We start from the raw sequence: 12,777 nt of genomic DNA on the forward strand, positions 1-12,777 counted from the left end.
GAAAACTAATTCACCCCTTCTACTAACATATTTTCATACTGCTCAGCTTCTAAGTCAAGGCCAAGAGCTAAGTGAGCTGTTGTTAAATAACTAATAACTCTAGAAGAATATTTAGAATCTTTATCGCTTATCATATTTTGAAAACGCTTAATTGCTGCCAAATATTCACCACGCTTTAGGTAAAATTCACCAATAGAATACTCTTTTTTTGATATATGTTCTGTGATTAATTTTTCTTTTTCTTTAACCTCTTCTATATATTCGCTATTCGGAAAAAGATTAACATATTCAGTAGCTAGCTCTAAAGTTTTATATGCAATTTGTTGCCCAAGCTGCACTTTGTTAATTTGCATGTAATAAGATAATACTCTTAAGTAATATACATATGGCAAATCTTCACCATTTGGATAAACGTATATATAATCATCCATATCACTTGCAACACTGCTGTATTTACCCATCTTATAGTAAGAAAGTCCAGATAATAATTTGGCTTTCATTGCCCAATAAGATAAAGGATACAAATCCTCTATCTTTTGAAACGCTCTAATAGCTCGCTTATATTTTTTCTGATCATAAAGCTTAACTGCCTCCTCATATAGTTCAGTTTCAGTGTGTTCAAGGTCATTCGCATATAACTGCGTAAAGTGGCAAATTAGAAGAAAAAAGCATATGATTAAAGTCTTATACATAATATTTTTTTGATCAAAATAAATTATAGACTAAATATTACCTAAATAAACAAATTTTTGGCATTATCATCGAGCAAAACCCGCCCTTCCCATATATTACATACACCAGCACCTGTTGAAACACCTTTTCCACTCACTTCTACATTCTCTAGCTTTCCAATATAAGAATGTATGATCAATCCACTTCCGACCATCAAAAGAGCAATACCTACTAGACCTAAAGCCGGTCCAACAGCAGATAATGCTACTTCAGAAATCAACATTATCCTCCTGACTAGTAATAAAGAAGAACCAGCAAGCATCAATTTAGCTGTAGACCTGTTGCTTGTCTTTTTTTCATATTTCTCATCAAAGCCTTGCTCTTCTTCTACTTCATAATTTTTATTTTTCTCGTACTCACAATAGCAAAAAGCAGCACTCGCTACAAAGTAGAATATACTAGAAATTGAAAAAGCTACGTCTTCTATTATTCCTTGTGCCAATGCTTCGCTTACTATGCTAGCCACAATAACTAATGTAACTAAAGCAGCATCAGCATAGTTAAAGTAATCATCAACTGTATAAGGAATATCTCTCTTTTCTTTTTCTCCATCTTCAATATTCTTCAACTCTCGTTCTTTTTCTGCTATTTTTCTATTATTATAAATTAAATATAGCGCGCAAATAAGAGATAAGACTGTCAAAGGCAACATAATATGTCCTAATGCACCGCTTATAAGGCCAACTAATACCTGATCGCTACATGTTTTTTCGAGCTCAGCTGCCATCAGCAATGCAAATGGAACCATTATTGTCAATGATACACATTTTCTATTTAGCTCTCTTTTTTTTAACGTTAATAACTCCTTTTCCAGCTTCTGCTTTTTTTTTTCCTTCTTCAAGAATTAATAATTCTTGCTCAAGTTTTTTTCTCTCTTTTTCTTCTTCATCAACTGTTGAACAGAAATCTCGAAAAAAATCCTCTATTTTAATATCTTTCTTAGAACTTAATCTCTTAAAGGAAGACTCAGTATTAAAGCTATCTATAATAATGCCAGTCATACAAACTTGACTAATTTATAAACTAACACATTATACATGATTTTAACTAATCAGTCAATATTGTGAAATTATTAACTTCTTTTTTGTATACTCTTAAGCAATTTAGTCAATCTGTTTGATGCCAGCTAGAACGTAATTATAGCCTGACCACATAGTCATAACAGCTGCAGCCCATAAGCAAATAACACCTGCATATCGAATTTTCTCATAATCACTCATTATTATCGCTACCACAGCAATCATCTGCAAAAATGTTTTAATTTTTCCAGCTTTATTCACAGGTAGGCTAACGTTTGTAGCTATCAAAAACTCCCGCGTACCTGAAACTAATATCTCCCTACAAACAATTATAACTGACGGTATAATTGTAATATCATCTATCTTGTGCTTATAAACTAGCATGATTATTGTTGAAGCTACTATTAACTTGTCGGCAATTGGATCAAATAACTTGCCAAAATTCGATTGGACTTTCCATGCACGTGCTAAATAACCATCAAAAAAATCTGTAATGCACGCAAACATAAAGATCAATATTGTTATTAGACTTGCATATTTACTTTCTATATAAAAGCTTGATATTATTGCCGGTATCGCAAGTGCACGAGAAATTGTTAGCAAATTAGGAAAGTTTTTCTTAAGCATGCAAGTCAAACTATTGGTAGATAAACTTATACAGAAGTACAGCAGAATTCACAAGCTAATAGTTGAACATTCATAAAAACCCCATATACTTTAAAAATTACTAACAATAAGCTCAAAGCATGAATAATGATTTAGATAACACCACAAAACAAGAAGCACTTAAGTACCATAATAAAAGTGGTAAACCTGGTAAGGTATCGGTTATACCAACAAAACCCTTATCCACACAGCATGACCTATCACTTGCTTATTCCCCTGGTGTTGCAGTGCCATGCCTTGCAATAGCTAAAAATCCTAAAGCTGTTTATGATTACACGGCAAAAAGCAATTATGTGGCTGTTATTTCAAATGGCACCGCAGTGCTGGGACTTGGCAATATCGGTCCTCTTGCTTCAAAACCCGTCATGGAAGGCAAAGCTGTTTTATTTAAGCGTTTTGCTGACATTGATGCAATTGATGTAGAAGTTGACACAGAAAACATAGAAGATTTCATCAATGCAGTAAGGTATCTTGGTCCAAGTTGGGGTGGGATAAATTTAGAAGATATAAAATCTCCTGATTGTTTCATAATAGAAAAACGTCTAAATGAATTGATGGATATTCCGGTTTTTCATGATGATCAACATGGAACTGCAGTAGTTGTTGCAGCTGGTATAGAAAATGCCCTCGATATTGCTGGAAAGAAATTAGAGAATGTCAAGATCATCATGAATGGTGCTGGAGCGGCTGGTATTGCGTGTTTGGAAATACTGAAGTCTATGGGTGCTAAGAACATAGTACTATGTGACAAACAAGGAGTAATACATAAAGACAGAAAAGAGGATATGAATGAGTGGAAGGAAAAATATGCAATTGACACTAAAGAACGTTCTCTACTTGATGCCATAAAAGGCACTGATATATTCATCGGACTATCCGCAAAGGATGTGCTGAGCGAAGAGATGTTAAAAAGCATGGGTAAAGAACCGATCATTTTTGCTCTTGCTAACCCTGATCCAGAAGTAAGGCCTGAATTTGCAAAATCTGTAAGGCCAGATGCAATAATTGCAACTGGTAGGTCAGACTATAACAACCAAGTCAATAACGTAATGGGATTTCCTTACATATTCAGAGGAGCACTCGACGTACATGCAACGACAATAAATGATGAAATGAAAATTGCTGCTGCAGATGCAATAGCAAAGCTTGCCCGCGAATCAGTGCCAAATGAGATATCTGCAGCCTATGGAGGTCGTAAGATGAGCTATGGACGTGAATATATAATGCCTACTCCATTTGATCCAAGATTAATTTCTATAGTATCTCCTGCTGTTGCAAAGGCTGCAGTTACTTCAGGTGTGGCAAGAAAGGAAATAGAGAACTGGAATCAGTATGAAAGCCAATTAAAATCTCGTCTTGCTAGTGCTCTGAGCACGCTGAATCTATTGTCTTCACAATAATTAATTGCGTATTTTAGACTTATAATTAAAATAAACTGATGGCTATTACAATTCACGAGTTAGAAAAAATTATCAAACAATCATTTCCTGATGCTGATATAAGGATTACGGACCTTGCTGGAGATGATGATCATTACCATCTAAAAATAACTTCCAAGTTTTTTTCTGGAAAGACAAAAATAGAACAACATAGAATGGTATATAAAACTCTCAAAGATCAGTCTATACATGCATTGCAACTAGAGACTAGCACTTAAAATTAAGGTAATATTTATGAACAACTTTGAACAAATAAAAAAAGACATAGCAGAGAATGATGTGGTGCTTTATATGAAAGGCACCTCTGACTTTCCTCAATGCGGATTCTCTGGGCTCGTCGTGTCAATTCTCAAAAAATTGAATGTAAAGTTTAAATGCATCAACTTACTTGAGAATGATGAAATACGTCAGTCCATAAAAAGTTTTTCTAATTGGCCAACAATTCCACAATTATATATAAAGGGAGAATTTGTTGGTGGCTGTGATATTACCCGTGAGATGTATGAAAATGGTGAATTACAAAATTTGTTAAAAGAAAAAAAGGTTATTGCCGAGTAAGTTTACACAGCAGAGTGGAAAAATAAAAACGTAGTGTCAGTGTCCAGACACTGCCTTCCTTTCTTGGTTTCAGTGTCAGCTACTTGAATGACACCCTTTTAGTAGCCATACGTGTAAAGTTAAGAAGAAGTGAGGTAAAGTTGGTGTAAAGAAAAGAAAAAGAAGATATAAATTCTTCTAAATTTAACAAACAAAATGGAGAACTTATACAATGAAAAGAATAGTTTGCATCTCAAAAAAGCTCAAAGAATTTTTTAATGAAAAAGCAGATAAAATCTCAACCACAACAGGATTCATAAAAAGAAAGAGGAAGCTAAAAGGCTCATCGTTTGTAAAAGCCATAGTCTTGGGTAATATAGGGATTGATAATTGTAGTATAGAGATAATTTGTTAATTATTGAGTGGAGACTCGATAAATATAACAAAGCAAGTTCTGGACTTTAGATTTACCAAGGAAGCAGTGGAATTTATGAAAAGAATGTATAATGAGTCTTTAGTTTTATTTAAAAATAGCTTAAAAGGTTGATTGCAGAACTTTGAAGCACTTTAGAAGTGTTAAGCTATTGGATAGTAGCTATATCAGCCATACCTAATGGTATGGAAAATATATATAAAGGTTATGGTAATAGCTACAGTAGTTATGAAAGTAATACTAAGTATGGAATAAAGTTACAATTAGTTTTTGACTACCTAACCCAGACATTAGAGCAGCTTAATATAACTGAGGGAATAAGGTCAGATCAGTTGTATAGAAGACATTTAAGCAATATATCGAGCAACGATTGACTAATATCTGATTTGGGTTATTTTGTGCCAAGTTCCTTTAAACAAATCAATGAAGCCGGAGCTTATTTTATAAGTCGTTATAAATCTGATACCACCATATATGGTATATAAACAAATCAAAAAATAGAGTTATTAGAATGTTTAGAGGATAAATTGTTTCTAGAAAATGAGGTGCTGTTAGGAAAAGAAATAAAAATTAAAGTGAGAATTATATGTCAAAAATTAACTGAAGAACAGTCTATAATTAGAAGAAGTGCTAATAGGTTAGCAAAATCAAATGGATATACATCTTCTCAAAAGAATCAAAAATTGCTGGATTGGTTAATATTCATAACTAACGTTCTAGAAAATAAAATTAGTGCTGAGCAGGTATTAATAATTTACCGAGTAAGATGGCAGATTGAATTATTATTTAAATTGTATAAGAGTCACATCAGGCTTGACGAATTTAAAGGAAAACCATACAGAGTATTATGTAAACTATACGCTAAATTGCGCGCAATTATTATATTTCATGGAATGGTTGGTTGTACAGAACTAAAAAAGGGTACAGAACTTAGTCTAATAAAGGAATTTATTGAGCTTAAAAGGCAAGTTAGAGAGCTATTCTTAACATTAAATTGTGTAGTCAGTAAGATACAAATTTTCCTCAAAAAAAAACTCGCCTCAACCTGGTCAAAATTCTCCTTAAAAGACAAATATAGAAAAACAAGAATATCAAATTTGAGTGCACTAAATTTGCTCATTTTCCCTTAACTTGACGCGTATGGTTTTAGTAGCACACACACAACCGTACAAATATTGTGATTTGTATCTCAAAAATGCGAGTAGCTCATTTGGCGTCATGTTACATTCGAGTTATACCTTATCACCAGGCTTCACAAGATGACCCAATGTTATTAGCTTTATAGGCTTACTTTCATTATTTGCGACTACCCAAACTCCATCGTCTTCATAATCAACAATTTCTATTGCTGTAAATACTACATAATTATTATCATCAACAATCTTTATTCCAAGAATACCATCGTCATTTAAGCTTAAGGCCGAAGAAGGAATTTTATATGCAAATCTTTCACCTGAAGGTAGGCTTACACTAGCAGTAAGTCCTTGCAAAGATATAATCTCATTGTCATTTACCTCCACTCTATAAGATCCAGTTTTAGGCTCAGCAATTTTACTAACAAAACTCAATTCACCTACTAATTCCCTTCCGTCTAGCAAATTAATTTGCGCTGTGCTACCTAGCTTTATTTTATTTACTTCATTTTCTGAAACATATAACACCACAAGAACCTGATCAAAATTAACTATGTCAGTTATCTTATGTCCAAGATTAACAAAATCCCCTTCATTTATGTTGATCTTATCTATATAACCATCAATAGGAGATTTAATCGCAGTGTTTTCTAAATCCAATTCTAGCCTTTTTAGATCAGCTTTTGCACTCTGCAATGCAGTAAAAGCTGATTACAATCTTATCTGTGCTCCATAGCCTTTTTTATTCAATTTTCGAGAGGAATCATACTCAATTTCACGCTGATTTAATAAAGCTTTGGCTTTCTCAACTTGTGCAACTATGTCATAATCTTCTATCTTTAAAATTACATCGCCTCTTTTTAATTTTTCACCATCAGACAAATAAATAGCAATAACTTGACCACTTGTTCTTGAGACAAGGCTTGCCCTATTCAAGGGATTTGTTGTACCAGAAAATTTAAATATACAGTGCGATTTTGTGGAGTATAATCCTGAGTTTTTACTAAAAAACTACTAATTGGATTATCACTATGAACCGTCTGATCTTTTTTTTAAAAATGTACTGTTGATAAAAAACAGTAGAATAAGAGCGATACTGGAAACGATGATTACTTTGTTTCTCATCCTTAAACAGCAAAATTTATTGACCAATCTTGTAGAAATAACTGCATAAGTTTTCGAATGAGAATTGTAAGTATAATGTATCTATTGTCACTCTATAAACAGTTTTATGTGAGGAAATTTTTCTAAAATGAAGTAAGTTTGCCAAAATGAAATTTTTAATCAAGAAACCTTATCCGAAAAGTTATTATGTCAATATAAGAATTAATATTATATTAGCATATAAGTACTAATGTGCTATCAGTTTTATAATTAAGGAGTATATTATGACAAACCCTATACTAAACCCTCCATTTCAATGGAGGGCACTTCATGATTGCTATAGAGAATGTGAAGAAAATTCCCCAGGTAATAGTTGATGGGTAACAGCAGAGCGAAATAATTGCAAGTGGTACTATCATCTGAAAGATACTCATGGCTTATTTAAATCTGATTTGCAATAAGAGTCGACACCTATTGATATAAGTAGTACATTCAGAGAGATTAGAAATAAATTCTATGATCTCGCAGATTCAGTGCTGTTCTATAGTAAAATAAAGGATCAAAGTTCAATTAGCAAGTCTACTTTTGTAGACTTACTCTCTCACATTGACTCAACTACAGAGCTGAAGTGCTAATGCCTGATTTTTTTACTGACTTTCCGTATTTTCAGGAAGAGGTACCCTATTAACTCCATCCTGGTCTGTTGTACCACAATGTTAGTACAGCAACTAAAAGGGTGTCATTCCAGTGCGTGGCACTGGGATCTAGAAATTCTGAGTTTTTGAAAAGATTATGGATTCCAGCGTCACGCACTGGAATGACACCTATTTATTTTCGGTGCTCCCTTTCTTGTAATCCGATTAGCCTTTGCTTGTCATTCAAGTAGCAGACACTCTAATCCATTATACTCCGTAAATTTAACTGGATGCCAGTGTCTGAGCACTGGCATGACAACAAAGGAACTACTTTCATGACGCCCATTTGTCTCTATGGTTGTATTTCTCTCATCTACCTATTTTGCCACCATGATGAGTAGATATATTAGCATATATTCAATATAGTTTAGCTCTAACGGGTAGCCAATTGTTCAACACTATCAATTTTAATTTGTAAAGTATCCTTTACAAACTTGTTAGCCTGGTCTGTACTCATAAAAGCTACCCATTTATTAGGCATTAATTTTTCTACAGCATCTCTATCTTCATTTGGGGAATCACAAATATAGCTATACTTTTTAAAATCTAGAAGTTTAGCAAAGACATCAAGATCATTCTCATGGTGAAAAGCAACATTTGTACCTACTATTTCGTCCGTTTCTTGCAGCTTTCCATCTTTATCTATTAACTTTACCTTAGCAAACGCAACTGTAGGCTTATGGCCATAATTTGTTCCAATAACCCTTCTTATTGAAGGTTCTATTGCTATTTTTTGCACTTCAGGATTTTTATCAAACTCTTTCAAAAAACTAAGGTGTAAGTTAATATATTCAGAGTATTTCAATCTGTGTTTTTTATGTATAGTTGGTTTGTAGGACAGTTCATTTGTAGGTGACTTATAGTTTAAAAGAAGCAATTTTTGTTCATACTTCTCATTGAATTCCTTCATCTTTTTAAAATGTCTTTCATATTGAGTCAATCCATCTTTCCCTTTTTTCTCCATCCTTTTCAAGGATTCCTCTACTGGCTCTCGTTTGGCTAGAACAATTTTGCGTATAAGCGGAATTTGTTTTTTCAAGATAACCCAACATGGTAAGCAAACAACTTTCGCATCTTTCGAAAACAGACCCTCTAACTTTTTCACTGCATTGTATAAGTTTTCTGATTCCGTTTTATAATGCCCACTATTATTGTCTATATAGGTTATTTTAACATTTACCACTTTCATTAAACCAGAACATAAAACTGGCCTACCACATGCAAGAGTTGAATGACGATAAGCCCATTCGCTTTTATTAATATTAATATGTTCATGAGTTACTAATTTTCCATCAAGCGTGATAACATAAGCTACACAACCTCTTTTACCCTTACTAATTTTATCAGTTGTATCATATAGTTTGCCTTTAAAGCCTTTTAACTTGTTACTTTCCACTTCTAGCATTAAGTCCACGTATAATTTTCCTTCATAAGGAATTCTAGTATATTCTGCTTGGTCATCTGGAGTAAAATACTTAACCCTTGTATTAGTTCGAGGAATTTTTCTTCCTTCAACTCCAACTTCTGGAAACAAATTATATCGTGGAAAAAAAATAAGTAAAATTATTCTCTATCCAACACATAATCTTATTTATGATACCAAAAACCTTTCTATTACCTAAATCAATAGTAGAGTTGCTGTTCCTTTGGTACTGACAGATGATTGGACTTTGTACAAGATTTGCCAAATTCTTTGGCAACATATTTAAACTTTTCTAGTAAATGTTCCTTGCGTTCTTTTAATATTGACATTTTACCTCACTCACTACTATTTTGTCTTGTATTACTTCAAATAAAAAGTCAATTCTTTTAAAGATACTAAGAAAAAAAAGTAGCGGCAAAATAGCTAAACTTACTTAGATTTATCGACAATTTGAAAAATCATCATTCCGCTACTTGTTAGCAAAATCTATGTTCATACAGTTGTGCTGCCCAACAAACTTATGCTAAGCTGTGCTGCCACTAATTTTGCAACCGGTACTCTATAGGGCGAGCATGACACATAATCAACCCCTGATTTGATGAAAAACTCTATGGACTGTGGATTCGCTCCATGCTCTCCACATATACCAAGTTTAATTTCTTTTCTGGTTTTTTTGCCCCTTTCGATAGCTATTGTGATTAATTCCCCTACCCCTTCGACATCTAGCACCTCAAAGGGATCGTTTTTGAATATGTTACTTTCCTTATAAGAATCGAGGAAATTAACTGAATCATCTCGTGAAAGTCCCATAGTTGTTTGTGTTAAATCATTAGTGCCAAAACTAAAAAATTCTGCGTGTTTTGCGAGTTTGTCAGCAATAAGTGCTGCTCTTGGCAGTTCTATCATCGTTCCGATTGAATAATTCACATCGAAATTTTTAGCTTCTTTCTTTACTAACTCGCATATCAGAACAAACTCTTTCTCGCTCATGGTAAAAGGAATCATGATTTCAGGTTTCACTTCTATCTTCTTTTCTTTCCTTAATTCACTTGCAGCACTGAGTATTGCCCTAATCTGCATTTTATATATTTCAGGATGAGAAATAGCAAGCCTACACCCTCGATGGCCAAGCATTGGATTTTTTTCTGATAACTGTACTATTTTATTTTTTACCAATTCAACTGACTTATTCAATGATCTGGCGATTTTTTCTATAATGGATTGATCATGAGGTAAAAACTCATGTAGAGGTGGATCAAGTAATCGTATAGTGACTTCCTCGCCCTCCATAATAGAAAACATTTCTTTGAAATCAGACTTTTGCATTTCTTCGAGTTTATTTAATGCATTTACCCTTTCATTTTCATCATCAGCTATTATCAATTTTTGAATGAATTCGATCCTATCACTAGCAAAAAACATATGTTCTGTGCGACATAAGCCTATACCTTCTGCACCGAATCCTTTTGCAATTTTTGCATCTTTTGGAGTATCAGCGTTCGCTCTCACCTTCACTGTTTTAACTTTATCTACCCAGTTAATTACTGTTTTGAACTCTTGAGATAATTCAGGCAAAATTGTAGGGAGAATACCAAGCATAACCTCTCCTGTTCCTCCATTGATGGTGATTGATTCACCTTTATTTACTTTTATATCCCCCATAGAAAGAAATTTTTCATCTTTATCAATATAAAGTCCATTTAGACTACAAATACATGGTTTACCCATTCCACGAGTTACAACAGCGGCATGCGAGGTCATACCTCCTCGCGCTGTTACTATTCCACTTGCAGCATTCATTCCATTAATATCTTCAGGGCTCGTCTCTGATCTGACAAAAATTACTTTTTTACCCTGCTCTGCAGCTTTTTCAGCATCACTTGCACTGAATACTACATACCCAGAAGCAACACCTGGAGAAGCTGGCAGTCCTTTGCCTATTACTTTTTGATCGATTTTAACATCAAGAACTGGATGCAATAAGTTGTCAAAAGTTTTTGGATCAATTCTCAATATTCCTTCCTCTTTTGTAATCCCTCCTTCGTTTACCATATCAACTATTATGCGAATAGCAGCTTCGGCTGTGCGCTTGCCAGACCTAGTCTGCAAAATCCATAACTTACCGTCCTGTACGGTAAATTCGATATCCTGCATGTCCTTATTATGACTTTCAAGTTTTTCACATACCGCGCATAATTCTAGGTAGACACTTGGTAGCAACTTCTCCATAGTACTTTCTTGCTCCCCGTCAATTGGCATAGGAGTATAAACACCAGAAACCACATCCTCACCCTGAGCATTAACTAAAAACTCACCAAAAATCTTTTTTTCTCCAGTTGAAGGATTACGTGTAAATATCACGCCGGTTGCAGAATTATCATTTAAATTACCAAAAACCATTGCTTGCACGTTGACTGCTGTTCCAAGGTTTTCAGGAATATTATGTATTCTTCTATAGGAAACAGCCCTATCATTTTTCCAAGAGGCAAATACTGCATTAACTGAGTTTAACAATTGCTCTTCAACGTTCTGCGGGAAATTTTTTCCTATTTTCTCACATACTATCTCTTTAAAATCATTAAGAATTTTCTTTAAAACATTAACATCAAGATCAGCTAAGCTTTTTCCTCCACTCTTTTGCTGCTCATTATCAATAACATCTTGAAATAGGTGATGATCAAGCTGTAGTACAACATTGGAGTACATCATGATGAAACGGCAGTAGCTATCGTAAGCAAAACGTTCGCCACTTTTTTTTGCAAGCCCAACAAGGGTTTCATCATTTAGACCAACATTTAAAATAGTATCAAGCATGCCCGGCATTGAACTAACACTACCAGAGCGTATGGAAACTAATAAGGGATTATTTAAATCCCCAAATTTACAACCGATGTCATTTTCTAGCATCGTCATGTAGTTTTTTATCTCGTTACGTAGATCAAAAGACAATTCATTATCTTGACAATAGGCCTGACAAACAGCAGTGGAAATTGTAAAACCAGGTGGAACAGGAATGCCAATGTTACACATCTCTGCCAGATTTGCTCCCTTCCCTCCTAGTAGATTTCTCATTGCTGCATTGCCTTCACAGTTGCTTTGGCTAAAGTAATACATTAACTTTTCTTGCATTTTTTTCGGATTTTCACTAATATACACACTATTCTAATAAATTTGTCAGGTAGGAGTAATAAATTTTGTAAAATTCAGCAGAGCTAATACATTAAATAGTCCCTTTTCCTTTCATTCCAGCACTCTTTTCTGTCATCTCAACGACCTCTATGATGTCGTTCCAGCGCATGACGCTAGAATCTAGTTTGTCCATAATCTCACCAAAACGTTGTGTTTTAGCATAATTTTGTGCTCAATATACTTATTTGTAGTAAAGACTTCTGGATTCCAGCATCAAGTGCTGGAATGACAACGTCATACCTGTTGCAGTATGAATGTAGCCTTATCTCACACTCCTGTCATTCCAGTGCCCAGACACTGGGATCCAGAATACTGATCAAGTAATAAGAACTAGTCACGCGCTGGCTCTCTTAAATTACGTTAGCTATAAGTGTTAATAAACTTACCAATCAAAAAAAGGCAAAAGA

At 34.1% G+C, this 12,777-nt stretch carries 12 protein-coding genes and 1 pseudogene; 4 read left to right on the plus strand and 9 right to left on the minus strand.

Features of this window, described 5'->3' with window-relative positions; genetic code table 11:
• Positions 1-5: 5 nt before the first annotated feature.
• From wTpre_RS02110 to pgsA, 4 genes are all read right to left on the minus strand, one after another.
• On the minus strand, positions 6-692 hold the full coding sequence (locus wTpre_RS02110) for an outer membrane protein assembly factor BamD (protein WP_068651612.1): 687 nt from the start codon (positions 690-692) through the stop codon (positions 6-8).
• A 41-nt stretch (positions 693-733) separates the two neighbouring features.
• A complete protein-coding gene (locus tag wTpre_RS02115) occupies positions 734-1,489 on the minus strand; it encodes a hypothetical protein (protein ID WP_245609533.1) in 756 nt (251 codons plus the stop codon).
• Between the two features lie 13 nt (positions 1,490-1,502).
• Positions 1,503-1,733, minus strand: coding sequence for a hypothetical protein (locus tag wTpre_RS06465; RefSeq protein ID WP_245609534.1), 231 nt, complete (start codon positions 1,731-1,733; stop codon positions 1,503-1,505).
• Positions 1,734-1,835: 102 nt separating this feature from the next.
• Positions 1,836-2,378: a CDP-diacylglycerol--glycerol-3-phosphate 3-phosphatidyltransferase gene (pgsA, locus tag wTpre_RS02120; RefSeq protein WP_068651615.1), complete on the minus strand. Its 543-nt coding sequence runs from the start codon at positions 2,376-2,378 to the stop codon at positions 1,836-1,838.
• 119 nt (positions 2,379-2,497) lie between these two features.
• Here pgsA and wTpre_RS02125 point away from each other — a divergent pair, with 119 nt between their 5' ends.
• The 4 genes and pseudogenes from wTpre_RS02125 to wTpre_RS02140 all read left to right on the plus strand — a co-directional run bounded on the left by wTpre_RS02125 (position 2,498) and on the right by wTpre_RS02140 (position 5,956).
• On the plus strand, positions 2,498-3,817 hold the full coding sequence (locus wTpre_RS02125; RefSeq protein ID WP_083495758.1) for a malic enzyme-like NAD(P)-binding protein: 1,320 nt from the start codon (positions 2,498-2,500) through the stop codon (positions 3,815-3,817).
• A 38-nt stretch (positions 3,818-3,855) separates the two neighbouring features.
• Positions 3,856-4,074 carry a BolA/IbaG family iron-sulfur metabolism protein gene (locus wTpre_RS02130; protein WP_068651617.1) on the plus strand — a complete coding sequence of 73 codons (219 nt, stop codon included), beginning with the start codon at positions 3,856-3,858 and terminating at the stop codon, positions 4,072-4,074.
• Positions 4,075-4,090: 16 nt separating this feature from the next.
• On the plus strand, positions 4,091-4,414 hold the full coding sequence (gene grxD / locus wTpre_RS02135) for a Grx4 family monothiol glutaredoxin (RefSeq protein WP_068651619.1): 324 nt from the start codon (positions 4,091-4,093) through the stop codon (positions 4,412-4,414).
• 211 nt (positions 4,415-4,625) lie between these two features.
• A pseudogene (locus wTpre_RS02140) lies at positions 4,626-5,956 on the plus strand (IS4 family transposase).
• Between the two features lie 102 nt (positions 5,957-6,058).
• On the opposite strand, the gene wTpre_RS07375 reads toward wTpre_RS02140, so the two are convergent.
• The 5 genes from wTpre_RS07375 to ppdK form a co-directional block, all read right to left on the minus strand.
• Positions 6,059-6,655: an efflux RND transporter periplasmic adaptor subunit gene (locus tag wTpre_RS07375; RefSeq protein WP_245609535.1), complete on the minus strand. Its 597-nt coding sequence runs from the start codon at positions 6,653-6,655 to the stop codon at positions 6,059-6,061.
• Positions 6,656-6,670: 15 nt separating this feature from the next.
• A complete protein-coding gene (locus wTpre_RS07380) occupies positions 6,671-6,895 on the minus strand; it encodes an efflux RND transporter periplasmic adaptor subunit (RefSeq protein WP_245609536.1) in 225 nt (74 codons plus the stop codon).
• 1,236 nt (positions 6,896-8,131) lie between these two features.
• Entirely contained in the window at positions 8,132-9,292 is a 1,161-nt protein-coding gene (locus wTpre_RS02150) for a hypothetical protein (protein ID WP_245609537.1), read from the minus strand.
• Positions 9,293-9,381: 89 nt separating this feature from the next.
• Positions 9,382-9,510 (minus strand): hypothetical protein, encoded by a 129-nt coding sequence (locus wTpre_RS07180; protein ID WP_256359296.1) that lies wholly within the window; start codon positions 9,508-9,510, stop codon positions 9,382-9,384.
• 163 nt (positions 9,511-9,673) lie between these two features.
• Positions 9,674-12,310, minus strand: a complete 2,637-nt coding sequence (gene ppdK / locus wTpre_RS02155; RefSeq protein ID WP_179945532.1) for a pyruvate, phosphate dikinase — start codon at positions 12,308-12,310, stop codon at positions 9,674-9,676.
• Between the last annotated feature and the right edge of the window lie 467 nt (positions 12,311-12,777).

This window comes from Wolbachia endosymbiont of Trichogramma pretiosum (genome assembly GCF_001439985.1).
In the GTDB taxonomy this organism is placed as follows: domain Bacteria; phylum Pseudomonadota; class Alphaproteobacteria; order Rickettsiales; family Anaplasmataceae; genus Wolbachia.